Origin of the sequence: Acidithiobacillus sp. M4-SHS-6 (assembly GCF_047421495.1) — a bacterium.
Classification (GTDB): domain Bacteria; phylum Pseudomonadota; class Gammaproteobacteria; order Acidithiobacillales; family Acidithiobacillaceae; genus Acidithiobacillus.
This window is the reverse complement of record NZ_CP175559.1, coordinates 1519528-1543419: the sequence shown is the minus strand read 5'-3', so window position 1 is coordinate 1543419 and position 23892 is coordinate 1519528. Positions and strand designations below refer to the sequence as shown.

Below are 23892 nucleotides of genomic sequence, written 5' to 3'. Positions count from 1 at the left end.
AGGCGCAAGGATTGCTGCCTCGATCCATTCCATTTTGATGCAGCGCCGTTGCACTGCGAAGGTGGCATGCTCCGTCAAAGTCAAATCCATAATTTACACCCAGCACTTTACCAAATCCTTCGCTTGGAATTCAGTATACCTATTGACCATTGGCAAGTCTTGTACCCCGCGATCCGATGGCCTGACACTTGGGCCAGAATCGCTACACAGGTATGGCCCAGCTCGTATCAGTGCTATGGAACCGGCATCCAGCGTTACCAGCGGTAGGCCCGTGCGCAGCGATAGCTCCAAATAAGCAGCATCATAGGCTGACAGTTTATAGCGTCTGGCGAGGTTCAAGGTGTCTCCTGATGCGTGTGCCGATGTTGCATGGTCGGTCATGATCAGAGCCGTACGGGCATAATCCACACCTGCCGAATTGGTTTCCGGTACCAGCCAGAGTAACGTCACAGAAGCATCCAAGACAAAATTCAATAGCGTCCGGCACCGCGAATTTCCCTTTGGCGACAAAGCGTTTCACAGCGCAAACACCATTCCGTCATAGGCAGGCAGGATATCGGCCGGAAGTTCTGCGGCAAACGGCGCGTAATCAATATCGTGGGTCATGTGGGTAAAAATAGTCTGATCGGCGGCAATGCGGCGGGCCCAGTAAAGGGCTTCTTCCACGTTAAGATGGGTGGGATGGGCTTCGTAGCGCAGGCAGTCGAGGATCAGTATTTTCAGTTTCTTGAGCAGCATCAGGCTTTCATCGGGAATGCTTTTCAGATCGGTCAGATAGGCCACATCTCCAAAACGGAAGCCGAGAATGGGCAACTTGCCATGCAGGATGGGAATGGGCATGACCTGCAACTCGCCAAAGTTCATTACGTTCTGAAAGTGGTGCATGGACAGGGAAGGTTTCGCCCAGGCGGCATCGGGTGGCAGAAAACAGTAGCGAAAGCGGGTTTCCAGTTCCATGGCGGTTCTTTTGTCGGCATAACAGGGGATGATCATTTTCTGGGCGAAGTTAAAGGCGCGTAGGTCATCAATGCCGTTGATGTGATCCGCATGAAAATGGGTATAGAGCACGGCGCTGAGCTGTTGTACCTGGGCATCGAGCATTTGCTGGCGCAGGTCGGGGCCGGTATCTACCAGCAGGACCGTGTCACCCTGCTCTACCAGAATACTGGCGCGGCGGCGATGATTGCGCGGGTCGCTACTTTGACAGACGGGGCAATGACAGGCGATAACCGGTGTGCCGGCACTGGACCCGGTGCCCAGAAAGGTAATTTTCATGCAGGCACCGCTTGGGTAAAGAGACGATGAAAGTTTGCTGTCGTTTGCTGGGCCAACTCGGCCAGGGGTTCGCCGCGCAATTCCGCCAGAAATTGGGCGACATGACGAACATAAGCCGGTTCATTGCGCTTGCCCCGCATGGGCGTGGGGGCCAGATAGGGCGCATCGGTTTCCACCAGCAGGCGATCTGCCGGCAATTTACGGGCAACGGCCTGCAGATCCACAGACTTCTTGAAAGTCACAATACCCGAGAGGGAGATATAAAAGCCCAGATCCAAGGCTGCACGGGCAAAATCCCAGTCTTCCGTGAAGCAGTGGATGACGCCTCCCGCAGCGCGAGCGTCTTCACTGCGCAGCAGGGCCAGAGTATCGGCGGCAGCAGCGCGGGTATGGACAATCACCGGTTTGCCGGTGGTCTTGGAGGCGGCGATGTGCCGGGCAAAGCGTTCCTGCTGCCAGCGCAAATCGCCTTCACTGCGAAAATAATCCAGCCCCGTCTCTCCTACCGCCACTACCTTTTCGGCAGCAAGGGCCGCAAGCAGGGTATCCATACTGGGCGTTGCCCCCTCCGGCTCGTTGGGATGCACCCCGGCTGCGGCCCAGATGCCCTGATTTTCCGCTGCCAGCGCCTGCACCCGCGCCCAGTGCTCCTGCACGACGGCAGCAATCAGGATTTCCTGCACGCCAGCAGCACGGGCGCGTTCCAGAATTTGCGTCCGATCTTCGGCAAAATCTTCAAAATCCAGATGACAGTGGGAATCGACCAGCATTAGGTGACCTGTTGGCATGAATGACCGTGTTTATTGTGCACGGAGACTGACTGTATCCCCAGCCCCTGACGTTGGCGGGCGGCTTCGAAAAGACAGATGCCGGTAGCCACGGATACATTGAGACTCTCCATCGCTCCGGCCATGGGGATGTGGGCGAGATAATCACAAAGTTCACGGGTCAGACGGCGCAGGCCTTTGCCCTCCCCGCCCATGATCATGACCAGTGGCATGTTCAGATCCAGTGTATAGAGACTCTGCGCACCCTCGCCAGCCATACCCACCAGCCAGAAACCCGCTTCCTGTAAGGACGCCAGAGTGCGGGCCAGATTGGTCACGGTACAGACCGGTAATCGCGAGGCCGCACCCGCTGCTGCCTTGCGCGCCGTGGCATTGACCGGGCAAGCGTTGTCTTTGGGAAGAATGACCGCGTTGACCCCCGCCGCTTCGGCACTGCGCAGGCAAGCCCCGAGATTATGGGGATCCAGCACCCCATCCAGCACCAGTAGAAATCCCTGACCGTCCAGTTGCGCCAAAATATCTGTCAGGTCCGCTTCTGTCCGCTGAAGCAGCACGCCCGCAATGCCCTGGTGTTTATCCGCATTGAATTTACGCGCCAGTGCGCCAAGACGCAGTTCGTGCACTGGCAGGTTCTGGAGCCGGGCTTTTTCCAACAATGGCTTTAGACGCTCGTCGTCACGCCGCTCCGTTGCGATCCACAGGGCGCCCAACTCACCAGCATCCAGGGCTGCTGCTACGGCATGAATCCCATACAGCTGCTCTTCAGGCATGTGGCTCACCGCTGGGTTGCAGTAGCCCATCAGTATGCCGTTCTTCGGGGGGAATGAATGCCAGATCAATGCGAGCAAAAGCCGCTTGCTCACTTTCGGCCGGAAGCTGATCCCAACCCGGCAGGCTTCGGCAATGGGCCACCCATTCCGTTGGCCCGGTATGGGCTATCTGGGCAAATCCCCAGGCGGATTTTTCGACCTGATAAAACTTCACCGCTATGCCCTCGGAACTGAACGCTTCCCGGCGACCGGGAACAACAGACCCGAAAAGCGGGCCGTCCGCTAAAAACTGATCCCAGGTTTCCGGGGTCAGGACGCCTTCACGCAGAAACTCGAGACGAGGCACTGGCCAGACGCCCCGCCGCAATGGGCCGGTACGTTCGAGACGCCAGCCCAGATCCCCTGCCCACTGCAGCACCGCCTTTTCAAATGCCAGCCAGTCTTCCCGTGCTTGTTCCGGCACGCGCTACTCAGAAGCTGTCGAAAATGTCATCGACAATATTATCCGCCACTGCAAAGCCGGCACCGAGGCCAAGCCCCGTCATGACATTGCCCAAAAAGCCGCTACCCATACCTGGCTGGCCCTGCATGGGGGCATTCCAAGGACGTTGCTGCATGTTGGGGTTCATGCCCTGCATCTGCATCTCCAGTTGCTGAATACGCTGAGCCATCTGCTGCAGCATCATTCCGACATTCTGCTGCTGTTGCTGCAGATTCATGGCCAGACCGCGCAACTCCAGGGTGATTTCCCGGGTGGTCATATTATCCGGGGCCAGACTGCTCACGCGCCCGGCAATCTGCTGCAAGGCCTGCAAGTTATTCTGTGTCTGTTGCTGCAATTGATTGTACTGCTGTTCCAGCATTGTGTAGTCCATGATACGCTCCTCACAAGAAAATCTGATCATTAGATCATTAAACGCAGCTTATGTTCCTGACGTTTGCCAGGACAAAATCTGAAAAATCATTCCTGAAGACGAATACGACGTTCCCAGGCCTGCCAAACGCCCCGCGCCAACAAAACCAGAATAGGGCCGATAATCAATCCGATCAAGCCAAAAGCTTCCGCTCCCCCCAGGATGCTGAAAAACACCAGAAAAAACGGGGCCTGGCTTTGTGATCCGGTGAGGAGCGGCCGGACCACCAGATCGGCCACGGTAATGACAAAAAAGCCCCAGCCCAGCACCGCCAAGCCAGCAATCCAGTGCCCGGTGAAGGCCAGCCAGATGGTGGCCGCTCCGACCACCGCCGTCGCCCCAAAGGGTAATGGCGAAATGAGGGCCGTAGCCACCAGCCAGAGGGGCCAAAGGGTCAGGCCCGCCAGTGCATAGGCGATGCCGATGAACATGCCTTCGATGACGCCGACGCCAATGAGGCCGATCAGCACTGAACGGGCGGCATCCCGGCAGGCAGTCAGAAATCGGTCCCCCCGATCCCGCCCCCAGAGCTGGGTCGTGCCCAGGCGCAGGGTTTCAATAATCCGCTCACCGTGCAAAGCCAGTGCAAACACCGTCAGGGCAGCAAAAAAGGTGTGCAGGGTAAAAATCCATAACTGGTTGAGGGAATCGGTGATGATGCTGGCATGAGTACTGATGAAAGAAGATAAATAAGCCCCATTCAGCGCATTCAGATGGTAACGTAGCCAATGGCCGACATAAGGAATCTGCATGACCTCGGGAGGGACCATCAGCAGGGGGTGTCCGGACCGCCAGCGGGCAATCAGCAGGACCACCTGAGGCAGAATGGTATCGACAATAATCACCGCCGGGATGATGATGATGGCAATCCAGGCGATGGCATGGACCAAGGAACCCAACCAGCGCGGCAAATGAAAGGCTCTTTCCAGACGCAGTTGCCAGGGCCAGCCGACGGTAGTCAGCACTGCCCCCATCAATAAAGGGCCGGCGAAAGGACTCAGAGTGTAGGCGGCTCCTGCGTAAATCAGCAGCAGCAAACCCAGCCCCCAAAGGGCGTAGCGCGAATTTCCTTGATCTTTGGGCACCATCTCCCTCGGGGCAATTACCAGCTAGAGATCATCAGTGGAGTTGGATGCCGGCCCGGCTCCAGACCGGTTCCACCCCATCGGGCAGAGGCAACAGTTGGCCAATGTCCGCATGGCCCAGGTCCGGGCCATGAAAATCCGAGCCTACCGAACCCAGCAAACCCAGTTCCCTGGCCAAACGCCCCAGATGTTCCCGATCGCCCGCCGCCTGACTGCCGGAGCAGACTTCAAGACCAGATCCTCCCGCTTCACGGAAGGCCGTCAATAAGGTGCGCAAGCGGGTGGCGCTGAGCCTGTAGCGCCCAGGATGGGCGAGAATGGCAGAACCGCCAGCACTGCTGATCCAGCGCACGACTTCGGTCATGGGTATCCAGTCACTGGGTACATAGGCCGTACAACCACGGCCGAGATATTTACCGAAGGCCTCGCTGGCATCCGCACAATGGCCCGCCCGCACCAGCCAGCGGCCAAAATGACTGCGCCCGACCATGCGGCTTCCCGCCATAGCGCGGGCTCCCGCTTCGGCCCCGGGAATGCCGGCAGTTTCCAGCAGGCGGCTGATTTCGCTGGCGCGCCAGTCACGAAAAGCCATGATCCGCGCCAGCCCTTCCTGTAGCACCCCATTCTCCGGGTCCACAAAAAGCCCGACAATATGAATGCCCTGGGTTTCCCATTCGCCGGACACCTCGACTCCAGGAATCAGTTGAACACCCAACTCGACTGCCTTCTCGCCCGCTTCTGCCAGACCCGCCGTATTGTCATGGTCGGTCAAGGCCATGACCTGCACGCCAGCATCATGAACCCTCTGCACCAGATCATGGGGAGTCATGGTGCCATCGGAGGCCAGGGAGTGCATGTGTAAATCAATGGGTGAAAACATTTTCTGTTGCATCTAAAACCATTCCTGAGCATGGTGGATACACTCTGCTGCGGCATCCAGACTAATTCATGCTAGCATACCACGCAGTACTGCTTTGGACATCTCAGGAGAAAACCGTGGCCCTCATTCTTGACATCGCCGGAGCGCAGAAGCGCTTTGAACAATATACCCAACCGGTTCTGGCCGCTTTTGCCAGCAGCGGCATTGCCACGGGGGAACAAATTACGCCGCCCATGATTGTGGACGCCTTGCGGCAGTTGTTTGCGGTATTGGGCAATGATGTCGCCGAATGGGACCCCAGCTTGCCCGAAGACGAACCTGAACGCATTGCCGACTTGACTATCGGCCTGCTCATGGATCTGGCCACCTGGGCGGATCGGCTGGGCGAACGTCAGGCCAAAATTGCCCTGGAGATGATCACCGTCAGCATCGCGGCCTGGCTCTGCGCCCAACACGGTGCCCTGCATACCCTGGAACCTGTCGTCAATGGTCTGGCGGTACTGGCCAATAGTCACAATGATCCCGAAGCGCTCAAGCCCCTGGCGCAACTGATGGGAGAAGTGGTGACGGCCGCTTCGGCCGACTACGCGGCCGATCTGGACAGCGCCGATCCCCAGCGGCCCTGGCGGATTTTATTGCTGAACTGGGGCATCACCGCCACTCGCGCCCAGGATACCGCTGAAATGCGCAAGGCTTTTGCCGCCCTCACCCATCACCTCCCCGCCGATGCCAGCACCTTTTTTCAGGAGGGGTTACAGCAGGTCAACCGGGGCGATTTCAGCGAGGAAGTCAAAACCGTCATGGTCCAGGCCGCCAGTAACGCCGGGCATAGTCTGCATTGATTGCGGTTTGCTCATAGATAAAGGCCCGGAACGAACCAAAATGCCGCCGGGCCTTTGGGGATGCTGCGCAGAAACCTTACAAATCCTTGCCGTGTTTGGCCAGGAATTCTGCCACACCAGCGCCGGTGGGAGTCATGGCGGCTTTGCCTTTTTCCCACTGAGCGGGGCAGACTTCGCCGTGCTCCTCGGAGAACTGCAGGGCATCGACCATGCGAATCATTTCGTCAATATTGCGGCCCAGGGGCAGGTCATTGACGACTTCATGGCGGACTACGCCCTGAAGGTCGATCAGGAAGGAACCGCGCAATGCCACTTCGTCATTGAGCAGTACGTCATAATTACGGGCAATGCTCTTGGATAAATCGGCGACCATGGGCAACTGGATCTGACCGATACCGCCTTTTTCTTCGGGGGTGTTCTTCCAGGCCAGATGGGTGAATTGGGAATCCACGCTGCAGGCGATGACTTCGGTATTACGACTTTTGAATTCATGCAGACGATGATTGAAGGCCAGAATTTCCGAAGGGCAAACAAAGGTAAAATCCATGGGATAAAAGAACAGTACCGCATACTTGCCTTTGGTATGCTGGGAAAACTGGAATTTCTCATTGATGCTGTTGTCCGGCATGACTGCTGGGGCCACAAAGTCAGGGGCGTTTTTACCTACCAATACTGCCATGGGAATTTCCTCCTTGTCGGATGATGGGATAAAGTCCAGATTTGTACTATAGCAAATTCTCTGAAGCCTTGCCATCCGGACGCGTGCTGCCGACACTACCGGGTTATCCGCAAATGGTAGCCGTAACCAGTGGGCAGGCGTGCGACCTTGGGCTAGAATAAACGCCCAGATTGCCGGGGCAGCCCGGCACCCTTAAACCAAAAAGCCAAGGAGCCCGGCCCCCATGACCTACGTGGTGACTGAATCTTGTATCAAATGCAAATATACGGACTGTGTGGATGTCTGTCCGGTGGACTGTTTTCGCGAAGGTCCCAATTTTCTGGTGATCGATCCTGACGAATGTATTGATTGCACCCTCTGCGAGCCGGAATGCCCTGCAGCGGCCATCTTCCGGGACGATGACTTGCCCGAGGGACAGGAAGAATTCGAGGAAATCAATGCCCGTCTGGCCAAAGTCTGGCCCGCCATCATCCAGAAAAAAGCCGCGCCGGAAGACGCGGATGCCTGGCTGGATGTGAAGGATAAACGCGGTCTGCTCGAAGAGTGAGCGCCCCTAGCGCCCCCGCCGCATTACGCTCCCGGAGTTTTCAACGTCTCCTCGCCCTGGTGCGCCCCTATCGGGGGCGCATTGCGATCGCCATGATCTTTATGGTGATTTCCGGCGCGGCCATGGGGGCCATGGCCTACATCATCAAGCCTGTTCTGGATCAGATATTCATCCACCATCGGGCGAACATGCTGGTATGGTTACCCTTGGGTGTCATCCTCATTTATGCGGTCAAAGGCGCTGCCGATTACCTCCAGGCCATAAACCTCGCCAGGGTCGAAGAAGAAGTCCTGCGCGGCCTGCGCGAAAAGCTCTTTGCCCATACCCTGCGCCTGCCCCTGGAAGTGCTCATTGACCACAGTCATGGCAGTACCCTGTCACGCATGAGCCTGGACCTGACTCTGCTGCAACAGGGGCTTTCGGTGCTGGCACGATTTTTTTTGTCGACCTTTCAGATTGTTGCCTTGCTTTTTGTGGTGTTTTACATGAGTTGGCAACTGGCGCTCATCAGCCTCATCACCCTGCCCATCGCTTTTTATCCCCTGATTCGCTTTGGCCAGAAGCTCCGGCAAAGAGGAAATACTCAGCAGGAGCAGATGGGGGAAATCATGGATCAGTTTTCCCAAAGCCTGCGCGGGGTGGAAGTCATCAAAAGTCAGGGCGGAGAACCCTTCGAAGCCCGGCGCTTTGCCCGCCAGGCCCAGCATTACTTTACCTTGATGATGCAGATTGCCCGCATCCAGAAAGCCACGGTGCCGGTGATGGAAATGATCGCGGCTCTGGGAATAGCCGCCATCATTTATCTGGGCGGCAGTCAGGTGGTGAACGGCAATATGAGCACCGGGGCCTTTTTCAGTTTTTTTACGGCATTGGGTTTGATTTATGAGCCCTTGCGGCAACTGTCCTCAGCCAACAATCAGTTACAGCAGGGGTTGTCGGCGGCTGACCGCTTGTTTGCCTGGCTGGATCAACCGGCAGAAATCACCGAAAGCACGCCGGTTCCCCAGCCTTGGGGAACCTGGCAATGTCACGATCTCCGCCTGCAACTGGGGGGAGAGCAGATTCTGCAAGGACTGGATATGAGCATCCCGCCCCTGAGCACCACGGCCATTGTCGGCCCCAGTGGCAGCGGTAAAACCAGTCTGGTGCGGGTCATTCTGGGTCTGCTGCCAGCCAGTGGGGGCAGCATCAGCGTGGCCGGGACGGATAAATCGCGGATTCCCGATGGCGATTATCGCCGCTATTTCAGTTTTGTGGCCCAGGAGCCGGTGTTATTTACGGGGAGCGTCCTCAGCAATATTGCCTATGGTGAAAGCCAGCCGGATCGCCAACGCGCCGAAACGGCCGCGCGGCAAGCCCATGCCTGGGACTTTCTGGCTCGGACCGGCGGACTGGAAAGCGTGATCCAGGGGAATGGCGCCAATTTTTCGGGAGGACAACGCCAGCGTCTGGCCATTGCCCGAGCCCTTTATCTGGACCGCCCAGTGCTGGTTCTGGACGAGGCCACCAGCAATCTGGATAGCGAAAGTGAAGAACGCATTGCCGAAACCCTGGCGGAATTGCATGGCCGGAAAACCATCCTCATTGTGGCGCATCGCCCCCGCACCACCCGCCTGGCCGATCAGGTCATCCGTCTGGAGCGGGGAAAACGCGTTCAGCCCTGAAATGCCATCGCAGATGGACATCCGTTGGGCTTGAGGTTAGAGCGGCGCATCATTCCAACGGCGCCGCCACGTCCAGCTTGCGTGCGGCCAGTGCTTCATCCAGCCGGCCTACGGGCAGGTGGTGTGGGGCTTGCCGTAATATTTCCGGCTGCGTCAGGGCCTCTTCACGAATTTGCGCCATGACCGCAATGAAACGGTCCAGGGTCGCCTTGCTTTCCGTTTCCGTCGGCTCAATCAAGAGACACTCGGACACCAGTTGCGGAAAATAGATGGTCGGCGCATGAATGCCGAAATCCAGCAGGCGTTTGGCCACATCCAGGGCGCGAATACCCGTGGCTTGCTGGAGATCACTGACCGAGAGGATGAATTCATGACTGGCCCGGCGTTCCGGAAAAGCCGCCTGGTAGCCCAGTTTCTGCAATTCCTTGAGTAAGTAATTGGCGTTGAGGGCGGCATAGGTGGAAACCCTTCCGACGCCCGCCCGGCCCAGACGGCGGATATAGGCATGGGCGCGCAACAACACCCCGATATTTCCGCCGTGGGCGCTGAGCTGACCGATACTCTGGGGTAAATCTTCTGCCGTCATCCAGCGCAGGGCGCCATTATCTGCCTTCATGACGGTGGGGAGCGGCAAAAAGGACTTGAGGCGCTCCTGAACGGCCACGGCTCCGGCACCAGGTCCACCGCCGCCATGGGGCGTCGCAAAGGTTTTATGCAAATTGAGATGCATCACATCAAAACCCATCTGGCCGGGCTGGACGCGACCAAGGATGGCGTTGAGGTTGGCTCCGTCGTAATACAGTAGCCCCCCGGCCCCATGGACATGCCGGGCGATTTCGGCGATGCGTCTCTCAAAAACCCCCAGAGTCGAGGGATTGGTGAGCATGATGCCGGCCACATCCGGACCCAGATGCGCATCCAGGGCCTCCATATCCAGATCGCCATCGGGCAGATTAGGGATTTCGATGACCTCAAAACCGGCCATTTGGGCGCTGGCCGGATTGGTACCGTGGGCCGCCGTGGGAATCAGCATCTTGTTACGGGCCTTATCTCCCCGGGCGTGATGATAGGCGCGGATCATGGCCACCCCAGCCAGTTCCCCCTGGGCCCCCGCTGCCGGGGTCAGGCTGACGGCGGCCATGCCCGTCACCGCAGCCAGCCATTCCTGCAGCTCCCAGAGCACCTGCAGCATGCCTTGCATGGCCGGAGCTGGAGTGTCCGGATGCAGTCGGGCAAAACCCGGCAAGGAGGCCATGGCATGGGCAATGCGCGGGTTATATTTCATGGTGCAAGACCCCAGGGGATAAAACTGGGTATCAATGGAAAAATTCTTTTGCGACAAGCGCGTATAATGCCGCAACACATCCAGTTCAGAAGCATTGGGCAAATTTAACGGGATCTTGCGCAGCAGCTCGGCGGGAATATCAGCGGGGCTTTGCGGTGCGGGCAATACATGATCATGGTCAAAAATACTGTCCGGCCTGATGTTTTTTTGCACGGGATGATTCATTGGGCCTCCAGAACGCTGCGCAGGGCGTCGCGATAGGTCAGCAGGTCGGATTCTTCCAGCAGTTCCGTCGTACAGACCAGCAAGTCTCCTGCTTCACCCATGTTCCACTCCTGCAGGGGGAAGCCTGCGAGCAGGCCATGTCCCAGCAAGACATCGCGAACCTTGCTGGCGGATATGGGCAAGCGCAGCACCCATTCATGGAAAAAGGGACCAGTATGGGGAAAGCTGACTCCCGGAAGATCTTTCAGCCATTCCCGCAATTGCAGGGCGCGAATATGGCAGGTATGGGCGGTTTCCTGGAGGCCATGGCTACCGAGAGTCGCCATGTGAATGGTGGCGGCAGTCACCATCAAGCCCTGATTGGTGCAGATGTTGCTGGTGGCCTTGCCGCGCCGGATATGCTGTTCCCGAGCCTGCAGGGTCAGGCAGTAACCTTCCCGACCCTGGGTATCGACGGTTTTGGCTACCAGTCGCCCGGGCAATTGCCGCACATGGACTTTGCGACAGGCCAGAAAACCAAAATAGGGGCCGCCTCCGGTCATGGGGATACCCATGGGTTGCCCCTCCCCCACGGCTATGTCTGCGCCCTTTTCGCCCCAATCACCGGGAGCCTTGAGCATGGCCAAGGCCAGGGGATTCACTACCGCAATGCTCAGCAAGCCATGGGCATGGGCCCAGTCCGTGAGCTTGTCCACGGCTTCCAGCAGACCGAAGGCATTGATCTGCGGCACTATCAGGGCCGCCGCATCGCCCGCTTCTGCCGGTAATTGCAATAAGCCGGTCCGGGCATCATAAGGCACGGATATCATCCGAATCTGCTGCATACCCAGCACCGTATCCAGCACCTTCCGCCAGCTGGGCAGAATATTTTCCGGGACGAGAATGCTTTTTTCGCTGCCCTGGATGCGCAAGGCCATCAGACAGGCTTCCGCCAGCCCGGAGGCACCATCATAGAGGGAGGCATTACTGACCTCCAGCCCCGTCAGGCGGGTGATGAAACTCTGGTATTCATAGAGTACCTGCAGGGTACCCTGACTGGCTTCGGGCTGGTAGGGCGTGTATGCGGAATAAAACTCTCCCCGGGCGGTAATTTCCCAGACGATGGCAGGAATATGGTGGGCATAGGCGCCCCCACCGGCAAAACACAGCAAAGGGGTATTGGTCAGCGCCCGACTTTCCAACTCCCGACGCAGCGCCCTCTCGGACAAGGCTTCGGGCAACATCATGTCCTGTACCTGCAGGCTGGAGGGGATTTCATCAAAAAGTGCATCCAGGCTGCTTACGCCGACGGCAGCGAGCATGGCCGCCGTCTCCTCTGCATCATGGGGTATATAGGGCATTCGCCTTAGGCCTCCTCGATAGCGCCGTAAGCCGCCGCATCCAGTAGCTTTTCATAGGCAGATGCCTCGGCACTGACCACCATGATCCAGCCCTGCCCATAGGGGTCCTCATTGAGCCACTGGGGGTTGTCACTGAGTCCTTCGTTGCGTTCCAGCACGGTACCATCAATGGGTGCATACAAGTCGGCTGCAGCCTTGACCGATTCCAGCACGCCACAAACGGTACCGGCCTTTACGGTTTTGCCGACTTCGGGCACTTCGACATATACCAGATCTCCCAGCATTTCCTGGGCATGATCGGTAATGCCGATCCGGTAACGCCCTCCGCCCAAATCTTCCACCCATTCATGGGTGTCGCTATAACGTAATGATTCCGGAATTTTGCTCATGCCCTCAACACTCCTCAGGAAAAGAAAAAGTAGCAGCGCCCTGGCGCCAGAAAGGCGGCTTGACCACCAGGGCTGGCTTGCGGACACCACGAATGACCAATTGCAGGATGCTTCCCGATTCTACCGGCGCATTGACCCGCGCCAAGGCGATACCACACTGCAAACTGGGTGAAAACAGGCCGCTGGTGACTGCACCACAAGGCTGCCCGGCAGCATCTTCCAGTACATAAGCATGGCGAGGAATGCCAGCGGACAAGGCAATGCCTATCAAACGCGGACCATCGCCCCGCGCGATTTCGGCTTCCAGCGCGGCGCGGCCCAGAAAATCCCGCTTTGGATCCCGTAAATCCACCGTCCAGGCGAGATTGCTGGCGTAGGGGGATACCTGGGTATCCATATCCTGGCCATATAAATCCAGGCCAGCTTCCAGGCGCAGGCTGTCCCTTGCCGCCAGCCCCGCCGGCAAAATTCCGGCCGCGAGCAGGCGGTCAGCCAACCCTGGCAAATGGGTATTGGCGGCAATGATCTCTACGCCATCTTCGCCGGTATAACCCGTTCTGCCAATGAAATAAGCGTCCGTTTCCAGGGCAGTAAATGATTTCATGGACTGCAGGCCCGGAAGTTGCAGCAGGCCGGCCACTTGTGCGCGTGCCTTGGGACCCTGCACGGCGAGAATGCCCAGATCGGGGCGTTTTTGCAGCGTCGCCTGCCATCCATGCTGGTCTATCAGGTCCTGAAAATGTGCCGTGTCGGCGTCGGCTCCTGCTGCATTGAGGACAATCCGGTAGGCATCAGCACCCCGATGATAAACAATCAGATCATCGAGGATGCCGCCATCCGCCTGTAACAGGGTGCTGTACAGGGCTTTCCCCGGATGCGCGTCCAGCTTGGCCACATCGTTGGCCAGGGCATAGCGGAGCAGGCTGCGGGCATCCCGGCCTTCTACATCCAGCGGACGCATGTGGGAAACATCAAAAAACCCGGCCGCTTCACGTACTGCTTTATGTTCCGCCAGTTGGGAAGCATATTGCAACGGCATTTGCCATCCGGCGAAATCCACCATACGGGCACCGTGGGCCAGATGCCATGGGTACAGCACCGTCTGTTTGCTCATGAGAAGCAGCCTTTAGTCGCGGAAGTTAGTGAATTGCAGGGGTAGGCCAAAATCTTCGGAGCGCAGGGCGGCGATAGCCGCCTGCAGTTCGTCGCGACTTTTACCGGAAACCCGGAGCTGGTCACCCTGGATACTGCCCTGGGCCTTGAATTTGCCCTCCTTGAGGTATTTGATCATGCGTTTGGCAATTTCCGTGGACAAGCCTACTTTCAGGGTGAGCACCTGCCGTTCCAGGCCTCCTGCTGCCGAAGCAGCCTTGCCGATATCCAAGGCTTTCAGGTCCACCCCGCGCTTGACCAAGCGGGCTGAAAACAGGTCTATCATCTGACCCAATTTGTATTCATCTTCGGCCAGTAAAATGATTTCCTTGTCTTTTCGTTCAATAGACGCCTTGCTGCCCTTGAAATCATAGCGGGTGGCCATTTCTTTTTGCGTAGTATGCAAGGCATTGTCCACTTCCTGCATATTCACTTCAGAAACCACATCAAAACTTGGCATAGATCATTTTCCTTACACTGACCTGCTTTGGGGAAAGATTCAACGAGAATGGAGCAGATGCCGGGTGGCATGGGGCGCATGACGGTGCCCGTCGCGACTTCCGGCCCGACAACCCGGGCAATCCGTCACCCAGCGGGATCCCTGGGGCGTGATTTCCTTTTTCCAGAACGGAGCACTGGTTTTGAGGACATCAATCAAAAAGCGGCAGGCATCGAAGGCGGCGGCACGGTGCCGGGACCAGACTGCTACCAGCACAATATTCTCCTCCGGCTGCAACGCACCGTAACGATGGACGATAAGGCTATCCAGGATATCGTATTTTTGGGCGGCATCGCGACTGACCCGCTCCAGTTCCTTTTCCGTCATCCCCGGATAATGCTCAATTTCCATGGCGAGAATGTCGCTGGCATCACTGTAATCCCGCACGGTACCCACAAAAGTCACCAGCGCCCCGGCTCCCCTTGATTCAGGCATTCCAGCACATTCGGCCGAGACATCGAAATCCTCAGCCTGAACTTTAACCTGCAAGGTCAACCTCCTGTTACCGGTGGAAAAAATGCGACTTCATCTTCATCCTGAACTGACGCAGCAAAAGGCACATGCTGCTGATTGAGGGAAGCCAGTAAATGCGCATCATGCAACTCCGTCCCAGCCTGCCCCTCAACCATGGTCAACACTTCTTCCACCGTAAAACCTCCTGGCGGACAAGGCAACTGCATTTCCGTCATTCCGACCCGCTCGCGCACGCTGGCAAAAAATTTCACATGAATCATTCGCGGTATCCATTCCGAAGATGGCAAATGATAACGCCCGCAGGCCCTGCGCTTCAACCGAAAACACCTTCATCCCAGCACCATGCAGATTTCCTTCTGCCGATTTTGCCGGCTTTTGAAGCTGCTCCCTTCTGGTATATAGTCTGCCCATGGAAAACTTCTTGAGTCACTATCTGACCTTTCTCGCCGAAACCACCACGATTGTGGTCGCCATTCTGATCGTTGTCGGGGGGATTGCGGCCATAGCCCTCAGCAAGCGCAGGCCTGCGGCAACGGGCCAGGTGCAGGTGACGGATTTACGTCGCCAGATCGAACAATCTGCCGCACATATTGAAGCCCTGCGCCTCGACAAAAAAGCCCGCAAGGCTCATCAGAAAGCGCTCAAAAAAGCGCACAAAACCCAAAAAACTGAAAAATGCACCTATCTGCTGGAATTCAAGGGCGATATTCGGGCTTCGGCGGTGAGCGCCCTGCGTGAGGAAATCACCGCCATCATTCAGGCCGCCCAAGCCGGCGATGCCGTGCTGATCCGCCTCGAAAGTGGCGGTGGCATGGTCAATACCTACGGTCTGGCGGCCGCCCAACTGCTGCGCCTGCGTGCCGCCAAAATCCATTGTACGGTGCTGGTGGATGCCGTCGCCGCCAGTGGCGGTTACATGATGGCCGTCACCGCAGACCGGATTGTGGCCAGCCCTTTCGCCCTGCTGGGCTCCATTGGTGTTGTGGCGCAAATTCCCAATTTTCATCGCTGGCTGCAGGATCGCCACATTGATTTTGAGCAGTTCACTGCCGGTAAATACAAGCGCACGGTCACGCTATTTGGCGAAAACACCGAAACCGGCCGGGCCAAGCTGCGGGAGGAGCTGGAAGAAATCCATACCCTGTTCCGTGAGTTTGTCGAACGCTTCCGGCCGCAACTGGATCTGGAGAAAGTAGCTACCGGTGAAGCCTGGCTGGGCAGCAAGGCCCTGGAATTAGGCTTGGTGGATCAGCTTGCCACCAGTGACGAGATCATTGTGGATGCCGCAAAAAACGGCAAGCTACTCCAGATCAGCTATCAGCGACCCAAAAATCTGCCACAAAAACTGGGGCTCGCCGCCCAGCAGGGTTGGGATAATTTCTGGTTCAAGTAATTTTCCAATAAATCAGAACTTACTGATAAACAAATAAAGTTAAAAACCTTGTCATCCCGGTCAGTTATCCTATATATAGCAAGAGTGCTCACCAGCAGTATCAGGAAATTCTCAAAAATCTGGCCGCGTCTTGGTCATCTGCGGAAGTTATTCACCAGGAAATAATGCTCATCATGCACCATCATGCTATTCATGGATTCAAGTAATAATAATATTGGGTCTTAACATCCGATATTGTCGATAAAAAATCCGTTTTTCTTGCCATGAAAAGCAGTGTCAGTCTCCCCTTGGTATCATTTTCTGCTAGTATTGCCGTATGACTGAATTTATGGAAGCCAGATTACAGCGCTTTCCCGAATAGCAGGATCCGTAGAACATGTCCCTGGATACCACTCTCATTGGGATTCCCGACGCCGCCGAAGATCCTCCTCATGGGATAGAGGTCTGTCCGGATTGCGGGCTCATCCAACGGTTACCCCCCCTTCAGGGACGCGGCAAGCTCGCCTGCCCGCGCTGTGGTCATGTCCTCGAACGCAGCGCGGGGCGCAGCATCAATGCGGCTCTGGCCATGACTTTATCCGCCCTTTTTCTGCTGATACCCGCCAATTTTCTCCCTCTGCTCTCCGTCAATATTTTTGGCGTCCATCATCAGAGTGTGCTCGCCTCCGGCATCTGGGGCGTCGCGACACAGGGCTGGCCCCTGGTAGCCCTCATCCTGGCGCTGGAGTTGCTCATTCTGCCCTTTTTTCGCTTCAGCACCCTTGCCGTGGTATTGCTTGAGCTGGATGCCGGACATCATCCGCATTGGCTGGGCAGAATGTTCCGCTGGTCAGAGTGGCTGGACCAATGGGCCATGCTGGATGTTTTCCTGATCGGTTTTGGCATTGGCTACGAGCGGGTTGCGCCCTTTTTGCCCATCGCGGTAGGCACCGGGGGCTGGTGTGTGGTGGGTCTGGCTTTTCTCAGCATGTTGACCAGGGCCACCCTGGAAAGACGCGAAATATGGCGGCGCATCGGCCCCGTCATGGAATCACTGGATCCCCACCAGAACTATATTGGCTGCGGGCATTGCGGGATGCCGGTCCATGCGCAGATGGAAGGGCGAAGCTGTCCTCGTTGTGCTGCCAGAATTTGGCGCTATAAGCCCCAGGCGACCATGCGTACCCTCGCTTTTGCGCTGGCCGGTTTTTTTTGTTACCCCTTCGCTTATCTGTTCCCCATGGAGTACAACTATCAGCTCGGCAAAATGGAGGGATATACCATCATGACGGGTGTCGTGAAGCTCATTGATGCACACTTTCTGCTCTTTGCCGTCATCATTTTCATGGCCAGCATCGTGATTCCCTTCTTGAAGCTTTTTTCCCTGAGCTGGTTCTTTATCTCTGTACGCATTCATTCCGTGAAACGACTGCGACTCAAAACGGAAATCTATCGCCTGATCAAAACTATCGGACGCTGGTCCCATGTGGATGTATTTACGGTGACCGTGTTTCTCCCATTGATGCACTTATCCGGACTGATTGCCGTTTATGTGGGAGATGCCCTTCCCGCCTTTCTGGCGGTTGTCGTCTTGACCATGATTGCCACCGAATTATTTGATCCCCGTGCACTATGGGCGGCATTTCTCCAGAAGTCCCATGAATAGCCCTTTGCCGACAGCCAAAACACAACGCTCTCGCTGGCCGGGGCTGATCTGGGCAGTGCCGCTGGCAGCGCTCGCCATCGTGGCCTGGCTGGGGCTAAAAACCTATATGAGCCAGGGGCCCTCGGTGACCGTGGAATTTCCCACCATGGGCGGCATCAAGCCGGATCATACCGTGGTGAAATATCGCGGGGTGATCGTGGGCCATGTCACGGCGGTCAAACTTTCCCAATCCCTGGGCGAAATATCCGTGACCATGCGCTTCGATAATTACATGGCCCATCATTTGGGCAAGGGCACCCGTTACTGGATTGCCGGTGAAAAAGTCAGTTTTTCCAATCTGAGTTCTCTGAAATCCCTCATCGCCGGCCCTTATATTGGCATTGACCCGCAACCCGGCCGCATCGTGCATCATGTGCTGGGCTTGCCTGAAGAACCCGTTCTGAAAAGTGAATCCAAAGGCATCACTCTCATTTTGCATGCTCCGGAAAAGGGCAACATTTCACGCGGGGCACCCATTCTCTTCAGAGGCAAGCAGGTCGGCGAAGTGCGCGGTGAAGCCCTGCAAAAAAATGGGAAGGGTTTCGACATTTACGCCTTTCTCCCCGAACAATATCTGCATCTGGTCAACTCGCACAGCCGCTTCTGGAGCTCGGGCAATATTGCCATCAGCCTCTTCGGGACCCGTCCTGGGGTACATGTACCGGCCATTCCGGCCTTGCTGAGCGGAGCCATCAGCTTTTCGACCCCCCAAAATGGCAGCCCAGTGACAGAAAATGAAGATTTTCCGCTTTATGCCAACGCCGCCGCAGCGGAAAATGCGCCCCGGGAAAATGCCGTAGCTTACCAGATGCAAATGCCGGGCGGTCCGCAGGGATTGAAAGTCGGCGCTGCCGTCATGCTGGAAGGCGCCCGTGTCGGCAGCGTCAGCAGCGTCCACATGTTTTTCGATGCGGATCGACAGGCACTATTTACCCATATCCAGATTCTCATCAATCCCGAGGCCATCCCGCTCAGTCATGGTCAACACTGGGATATGGCGCATCCCGCTGCGCAAATGAATGGTATTCTGCGTCACCTGATTGCTCAGGGACTCCGGGCACAACTGGGCACTACAGTGCCGTTGCTGGGTTCCCAGGTCATTGACCTTGTCATGGTCCCGCGGGCCAAAGCAGCCCATTTAATACCCGGACAGCCTCCGGAGATTCCCATGGTCCAGTCAGCGGAAATTCAGGACACGATTCGTCAGTTGAATGGCATTCTCGACAAAATTCATGCCCTGCCGCTACGGCAAATTGCCGGCAATCTGAATCGACTCACCCATAATTTGTCGGCCTTGAGCAGTTCCCCGGAAACCCGGGAGACCTTGCAGCATGTGCAACAGTCCTTGGCCCATCTGGATCAGCTGAGCAAAACCGCCGATACCGATCTGCCCGCCATTCTGAAATCCCTGAAGAGCGCCAGCAAGGAGGCCGATGCGGCCTTACAGGCCGGCAATGCCCTCTTGCGAAACCAGGGTGCCGCAGCCAATGGTCCGGAATCCACGACCCTGCCCCGCGCCCTGTATGAGTTATCACGTACCGCCCAGTCATTGCGGGAATTGACCGATTATCTGAACAGTCACCCCAATGCCCTGATTTTTGGGAAAAGACCATGACCTTGCAGAAAAAAATCCTGTTGCTGGGATGCGCCCTTGCACTGGCGGGCTGCGCATCCACGCCTACCCAATATCTGACCCTGTCCGCACCAACACCCCTGCCTGCCCATCAAACCTTGCAGGGTCGGGGCTTGCCGGTTCTGATCGCCCATGTGCAGATGCCTGCGGACATTGATCGGCTGTATCTCACTACCCTGCAGGGTCAATACCGCCTGGAAGTGGCCAACCATGTCCGGTGGGCGGCTCCTCTGGGCGGAATGGCGCAAAAAGTAATGGCAGAGGATCTGGCCGGTGAATTACCGGACCACAGCGTGCTCATGCCCGGCGATCCCCTGCCGCGAGGTCCCTATCTGCTGGTCACGGTCAACATCCAGTCTTTCCTGCCCAGCAATGACGGCCAGGTCGTCTTGCGAGCCGACTGGTTCATTCAGCACATACCTGACGGTCAGATCCAGGCGCGGGGACGCAATCAGTTCGATCAGGATCACATTGCCGCCAATCCCGAGGATCAGGCGGCGGCCATGAGCCAATTATTGGCGCGACTCAGCCGGGTCGTGGCGCAACACCTGTCATGAGAGGGACTCCCAAAAGCGCTGGTGGCGTTCCCCATCATGCAGCCTTAAAACCTCCTGAGGCTCCATGCTATGGATCAAGAAAGCTCTTTCCTGGGCCGGCGTGGACGACGGGATTTGCCCCCAGATGCCTGGCCCTCGGGCCGCACTCTCTCAAAGTCGATTTTGCGTTCATCCAGATTGACATTCACCACCCGAATATCGATGGCATCTCCCAACTGGAAAGTTTCCTTGCTACGCTCCCCGATAATGCGATAATGCTGGGCATCGAAATGAAAATAGTCTTCGCCAAGAGTGCTGATGTGGATGAGGCCCTCCACATAAATATCCCGCAAGGCAACAAACAAACCAAAACCCGTCACGCCGGTAATAATACCGGTATAACACTCGCCAATTTTATCCATCATGAACTCGCATTTGAGCCAGTTGACCGCCTCACGACTGGCCTCGTCGGCACGCCGCTCGGTCATGGAACAATGTTGACCCAATTCCTGCAGCTCATTTTTGGCCAGCCAGCGTGGTTCATGGCTACCCGCATCCAGCAAGGCCTGGATACCGCGATGCACCACCAGATCCGGGTAGCGACGAATGGGTGAAGTGAAGTGGGTATAAGCCGGAAAAGCCAGGCCAAAATGCATCCCGGTATCGATGGTATAAAACGCCTGGGACAGGCTGCGTAAAATCACGGTCTGGATCAGGCTGGCATCACTGCGCTCGCGGGTTTCTTCAATGATCCTGGCAAGGTCCGCACTACGGGGATGTTCCGGTAGCCGCAAGGGGACTCCCAGCTCTCCCAGAAAACGTCGCAAGTCTTCCAGTTTGTCCACCGAGGGCTCTGGATGGACCCGATACAACATGGGCAGATCATGAATCCGGAAATATTGGGCGGCGCAAACATTCGCCGCCAGCATGCATTCTTCAATGATTCGATGGGCGACATTGCGGGTAACCGCGACAATTTTTTCGATGCGCAACTGATCATTGTAAATGATGCGGCTTTCCTGGGAATCAAACTCGATGGTGCCGCGCCTTTCCCGGGCGCCGGCGAAACTTTGATAGAGGCGGTGCAAGGCCTCCAGATGGGGGACCATGGCCGCTTCCTGGGCACGCAGGGCCTCATCCCCTTCCAGAATGGCAGCCACCTCATCATAGGTAAAGCGGCGCTGGGAACGCATCACCCCCCGGGCAAAGCGAAAACGCTGCACTTCACCGGCACTGTTCATCTCCATTTCGCAGAGCATGCACAGACGATCCACATGGGGATTCAGGGAACACAGGCCATTGGAAAGAATTTCCGGCAGCATGGGAATGACGCGACGGGGAAAATACACGGAATTTCCCCGGGCAATCGCCTCCTTATCCAGCGCTGACCCTGACTGCACATAACTGGCCACATCGGCAATGGCGACAATGAGACGATATCCGCCGGGAATGTCTTCGGCAAACACCGCATCGTCAAAATCCTTGGCATCCGCACCATCGATGGTGACCAGGGGCAGATCGCGCAAATCACGCCGACCCGCTTTCATGTCTTCGGGCACCACTTCGGAAAAACCGGCGACTTCCGCAAGCACTGCCTCGGGCCATTGGTAGGGAAGCCCGTAATTGCGTACGGCAATTTCGACTTCCATGCCCGGCGCCATATGCTCACCGAGAATCTCCACGACAACACCCTGGGGCATGTTCCGTCCATCGGGATACTGGGTGATTTCCAGGGTCACTATCTGACCATGGACCGGCGTCAGTTCACCGCCCTCCACGACACTGAATTCATGGGGAATACGGCGATCTTCCGGAACCACATAATGACTGCCTCCATCCGCGAAATAGCGCCCGACAATCTGCTTCAGTGCCCGCTCCAGGATGCGCACGATGGTGCCCTCGATGCGTCCTCGCCGATCTTCACCCACTGCTCGACCCAGGACGATATCACCATGAAAAACCTTGCGCATTTCCCGGGGCGACAAAAACAGGTCCTTGCCCCCCGCTTCGGGAATCAGAAAACCAAAACCATCGGGGTGGGCGCTGACGCTCCCCCGAATCAGCTCCATGGCCTCGATGATGCCATAGGCTCCGCGCCGGTTACGCACCAGCTGACCATCTCTTTCCATGGCCCGCAGCCGGCGCCGCAGGGCTTCCTGATCCTCTTCCGCGATGTCCAGTTCTGCAAAAAAGTCTTCCAGAGTCAGGGGTTGGCCGGCTTCTTCCAGATACTGCAGAATATATTCCCGGCTGACGATGGGTCGTTCATATTTTTCCTTTTCCCGCTCGAACATGGGATCACGTTCACTGAGTGAGGCGGGCTCCTGGTTTTCAGGCATTGACAACTACTCCTTAATCAAAGATCATTCCGTCCACGCCGAGGTGGCGGAATTGGTAGACGCGCTAGGTTCAGGTCCTAGTAAGCGAAAGCTTGTGCTGGTTCGAATCCAGTCCCCGGTACCAAAAGCAAAGGGCAGACTTTAGGGTCTGCCCTTTTTTATAGGCGTCGTTCACAACTGCTCAGCGAGAAGAATGGTATCTTCCCGGTCAGGCCCTGTGGAAATGATGGCCAGTGGCCGTCCCGCACGTTCGGCAATGGCTTCCAAATAATGACGAGCAGCCTGGGGCAGATCTTCCCAGCGTCGCACCCCGGCAGTGGATTCCTGCCAGCCCGGATAAGTCTCGTAGACGGGTTCGCAGGCCGCCAGAGACTCGGCACCAGAAGGCAGATCATCCTGAACCACTCCCTGCACCCGGTATCCTGTTGCCACGCGAATTTCCGACAGGCCATCGAGCACATCCAGCTTGGTCATGCACAAGCCCGTCACCCCGTTCACCCGGCAGGCAGCCCGTAAGGCGACCGCATCAAACCAGCCGCAGCGCCTTGCCCTGCCGGTGGTTGCGCCGACTTCCGCGCCTCTTTCCGCCAGAAACACGCCGGTTTCATCGAACAGCTCCGTGGGAAAGGGACCCGCCCCTACCCGGGTGGTGTAGGCTTTGGTGATGCCCAGCACATAGCCCAGTTCTGCCGGCCCTACCCCGCTCCCGGCCGAGGCCCCACCGGCTACGGTATTGGAGGAGGTCACATAGGGATAAGTACCATGATCCACATCCAGGAGCGTACCCTGGGCACCTTCAAACAGAATCCGTGCGCCTTCTGCCTGCAGGCGCGCAAGGTGCACCGACACATCCACCACCATCGGCGCCAACCTCTCGGCCAGTCCCAGATATTGATCGAGAATGGCATCAAAATCTTCGACTTTCTGCTTGAAGTAATGCTGCAGCACAAAATTGTGGTAATCCAGTGCTTCACCCAGCTTCGCGGCAAAACGCTCGCGGTGAAAAAGATCGCCTACCCGCAAGGCACGACGTGCCACCTTGTCTTCATAGGCAGGGCCAATCCCGCGCCCGGTCGTGCCAATTTTGGCGGCACCCTTGGCATGTTCGCGCGCAAGATCGAGGCTCTTGTGATAGGGCATGATCAGCGGACAGGCATCGGATACAAAAAGCCGCGCCTGGGCATCGGGCACAGCCGAATGCAGCTCATCCAGTTCGGCAAAAAGGGCCAGCGGATCCAGTACCACCCCATTGCCGATGAAACAGGATACGCCGGCCCGCAAGATGCCGGAAGGAATGAGATGCAGCACCGTCTTGCGGGCACCGATGACCAGGGTATGTCCGGCATTGTGCCCTCCCTGAAAACGCACCACGGCCTGACAGCGCTCCGTCAGCCAGTCCACAATCTTGCCTTTGCCTTCATCACCCCACTGGGTACCGATGATCACCACATTTGACTTATCTGTCACGGAACACTCCGCCAATAGCATGGAAAATAGAT

General features: G+C 57.0%; 24 protein-coding genes and 1 tRNA gene. 8 read left to right on the top strand and 17 right to left on the bottom strand.

Translation table 11 applies throughout. The features are described from left to right. Window positions 1–516 precede the first annotated feature (516 nt). The 7 genes from ACJU26_RS07790 to ACJU26_RS07760 all read right to left on the bottom strand — a co-directional run bounded on the left by ACJU26_RS07790 (window position 517) and on the right by ACJU26_RS07760 (window position 5724). Window positions 517–1275, bottom strand: coding sequence for an MBL fold metallo-hydrolase (locus ACJU26_RS07790; RefSeq protein WP_414039127.1), 759 nt, complete (start codon window positions 1273–1275; stop codon window positions 517–519). Continuing rightward, a complete protein-coding gene (locus tag ACJU26_RS07785) occupies window positions 1272–2045 on the bottom strand; it encodes a TatD family hydrolase (protein ID WP_414039126.1) in 774 nt (257 codons plus the stop codon). Before ACJU26_RS07785 ends, ACJU26_RS07790 begins: the two co-directional genes overlap by 4 nt. Next, window positions 2045–2833 carry a 23S rRNA (guanosine(2251)-2'-O)-methyltransferase RlmB gene (gene rlmB, locus ACJU26_RS07780; RefSeq protein WP_414039125.1) on the bottom strand — a complete coding sequence of 263 codons (789 nt, stop codon included), beginning with the start codon at window positions 2831–2833 and terminating at the stop codon, window positions 2045–2047. Before rlmB ends, ACJU26_RS07785 begins: the two co-directional genes overlap by 1 nt. After that, a complete protein-coding gene (locus tag ACJU26_RS07775) occupies window positions 2826–3296 on the bottom strand; it encodes a hypothetical protein (RefSeq protein WP_414039124.1) in 471 nt (156 codons plus the stop codon). Before ACJU26_RS07775 ends, rlmB begins: the two co-directional genes overlap by 8 nt. Before the next feature lie 7 nt (window positions 3297–3303). Beyond that, window positions 3304–3708 (bottom strand): hypothetical protein, encoded by a 405-nt coding sequence (locus ACJU26_RS07770; protein ID WP_414039123.1) that lies wholly within the window; start codon window positions 3706–3708, stop codon window positions 3304–3306. Window positions 3709–3794: 86 nt separating this feature from the next. Continuing rightward, window positions 3795–4835 (bottom strand): AI-2E family transporter, encoded by a 1041-nt coding sequence (locus ACJU26_RS07765; RefSeq protein WP_414039122.1) that lies wholly within the window; start codon window positions 4833–4835, stop codon window positions 3795–3797. 31 nt (window positions 4836–4866) lie between these two features. Then, the gene (locus tag ACJU26_RS07760; protein WP_414039121.1) at window positions 4867–5724 is read right to left on the bottom strand and encodes a PHP domain-containing protein; all 858 of its coding nucleotides are present in this window, start codon (window positions 5722–5724) and stop codon (window positions 4867–4869) included. Between the two features lie 104 nt (window positions 5725–5828). On the opposite strand from ACJU26_RS07760, the gene ACJU26_RS07755 reads away from it, so the two are divergent. Then, a complete protein-coding gene (locus ACJU26_RS07755; RefSeq protein WP_414039120.1) occupies window positions 5829–6554 on the top strand; it encodes a hypothetical protein in 726 nt (241 codons plus the stop codon). A gap of 76 nt (window positions 6555–6630) precedes the next feature. Here the strand turns inward: ACJU26_RS07755 and ACJU26_RS07750 are convergent, their stop codons facing one another. Beyond that, entirely contained in the window at window positions 6631–7233 is a 603-nt protein-coding gene (locus tag ACJU26_RS07750; protein ID WP_414039119.1) for a peroxiredoxin, read from the bottom strand. A 223-nt stretch (window positions 7234–7456) separates the two neighbouring features. On the opposite strand from ACJU26_RS07750, the gene fdxA reads away from it, so the two are divergent. Continuing rightward, complete coding sequence (fdxA, locus tag ACJU26_RS07745) at window positions 7457–7780, top strand: ferredoxin FdxA (protein ID WP_414039118.1); 324 nt, start codon at window positions 7457–7459, stop codon at window positions 7778–7780. Beyond that, on the top strand, window positions 7777–9444 hold the full coding sequence (locus ACJU26_RS07740; protein ID WP_414039117.1) for an ABC transporter ATP-binding protein: 1668 nt from the start codon (window positions 7777–7779) through the stop codon (window positions 9442–9444). Before fdxA ends, ACJU26_RS07740 begins: the two co-directional genes overlap by 4 nt. A gap of 49 nt (window positions 9445–9493) precedes the next feature. Here the strand turns inward: ACJU26_RS07740 and gcvPB are convergent, their stop codons facing one another. Genes gcvPB through ACJU26_RS07705 form a run of 7 tightly spaced genes read right to left on the bottom strand, consistent with a single transcriptional unit; the run spans window position 9494 to window position 15068 of the window. Beyond that, window positions 9494–10954 carry an aminomethyl-transferring glycine dehydrogenase subunit GcvPB gene (gene gcvPB, locus ACJU26_RS07735; RefSeq protein ID WP_414039116.1) on the bottom strand — a complete coding sequence of 487 codons (1461 nt, stop codon included), beginning with the start codon at window positions 10952–10954 and terminating at the stop codon, window positions 9494–9496. Beyond that, complete coding sequence (gcvPA, locus tag ACJU26_RS07730) at window positions 10951–12294, bottom strand: aminomethyl-transferring glycine dehydrogenase subunit GcvPA (RefSeq protein WP_414039115.1); 1344 nt, start codon at window positions 12292–12294, stop codon at window positions 10951–10953. The genes gcvPB and gcvPA overlap by 4 nt, the downstream gene beginning before the upstream one ends. A 5-nt stretch (window positions 12295–12299) precedes the next feature. Next, entirely contained in the window at window positions 12300–12683 is a 384-nt protein-coding gene (gene gcvH / locus ACJU26_RS07725) for a glycine cleavage system protein GcvH (protein ID WP_414039114.1), read from the bottom strand. 4 nt (window positions 12684–12687) lie between these two features. Then, window positions 12688–13797 carry a glycine cleavage system aminomethyltransferase GcvT gene (gene gcvT / locus ACJU26_RS07720; protein ID WP_414039113.1) on the bottom strand — a complete coding sequence of 370 codons (1110 nt, stop codon included), beginning with the start codon at window positions 13795–13797 and terminating at the stop codon, window positions 12688–12690. A 12-nt stretch (window positions 13798–13809) separates the two neighbouring features. Next, complete coding sequence (locus ACJU26_RS07715) at window positions 13810–14295, bottom strand: YajQ family cyclic di-GMP-binding protein (protein ID WP_414039112.1); 486 nt, start codon at window positions 14293–14295, stop codon at window positions 13810–13812. A gap of 39 nt (window positions 14296–14334) precedes the next feature. Further along, on the bottom strand, window positions 14335–14823 hold the full coding sequence (locus tag ACJU26_RS07710; RefSeq protein WP_414039111.1) for a molybdenum cofactor biosynthesis protein MoaE: 489 nt from the start codon (window positions 14821–14823) through the stop codon (window positions 14335–14337). Between the two features lie 2 nt (window positions 14824–14825). Further along, a complete protein-coding gene (locus ACJU26_RS07705; protein WP_414039110.1) occupies window positions 14826–15068 on the bottom strand; it encodes a MoaD/ThiS family protein in 243 nt (80 codons plus the stop codon). A 161-nt stretch (window positions 15069–15229) separates the two neighbouring features. Here ACJU26_RS07705 and sohB point away from each other — a divergent pair, with 161 nt between their 5' ends. The 4 genes from sohB to ACJU26_RS07685 all read left to right on the top strand — a co-directional run bounded on the left by sohB (window position 15230) and on the right by ACJU26_RS07685 (window position 20075). Continuing rightward, on the top strand, window positions 15230–16201 hold the full coding sequence (sohB, locus tag ACJU26_RS07700) for a protease SohB (RefSeq protein ID WP_414039109.1): 972 nt from the start codon (window positions 15230–15232) through the stop codon (window positions 16199–16201). 376 nt (window positions 16202–16577) lie between these two features. After that, window positions 16578–17846 carry a paraquat-inducible protein A gene (locus ACJU26_RS07695; RefSeq protein WP_414039108.1) on the top strand — a complete coding sequence of 423 codons (1269 nt, stop codon included), beginning with the start codon at window positions 16578–16580 and terminating at the stop codon, window positions 17844–17846. After that, window positions 17839–19500 (top strand): intermembrane transport protein PqiB, encoded by a 1662-nt coding sequence (locus tag ACJU26_RS07690; protein ID WP_414039107.1) that lies wholly within the window; start codon window positions 17839–17841, stop codon window positions 19498–19500. Before ACJU26_RS07695 ends, ACJU26_RS07690 begins: the two co-directional genes overlap by 8 nt. Continuing rightward, on the top strand, window positions 19497–20075 hold the full coding sequence (locus ACJU26_RS07685) for a membrane integrity-associated transporter subunit PqiC (RefSeq protein WP_414039106.1): 579 nt from the start codon (window positions 19497–19499) through the stop codon (window positions 20073–20075). The genes ACJU26_RS07690 and ACJU26_RS07685 overlap by 4 nt, the downstream gene beginning before the upstream one ends. Before the next feature lie 74 nt (window positions 20076–20149). On the opposite strand, the gene rnr is transcribed toward ACJU26_RS07685, so the two are convergent. Then, window positions 20150–22393 (bottom strand): ribonuclease R, encoded by a 2244-nt coding sequence (rnr, locus tag ACJU26_RS07680; RefSeq protein ID WP_414039105.1) that lies wholly within the window; start codon window positions 22391–22393, stop codon window positions 20150–20152. A gap of 37 nt (window positions 22394–22430) precedes the next feature. Between rnr and ACJU26_RS07675 the strand changes: the two genes are divergently transcribed. After that, window positions 22431–22517: transfer RNA gene (locus tag ACJU26_RS07675), tRNA-Leu, on the top strand. Window positions 22518–22564: 47 nt separating this feature from the next. Here ACJU26_RS07675 and ACJU26_RS07670 read toward each other — a convergent pair. Then, complete coding sequence (locus ACJU26_RS07670) at window positions 22565–23881, bottom strand: adenylosuccinate synthase (protein WP_414039104.1); 1317 nt, start codon at window positions 23879–23881, stop codon at window positions 22565–22567. Window positions 23882–23892 lie beyond the last annotated feature (11 nt).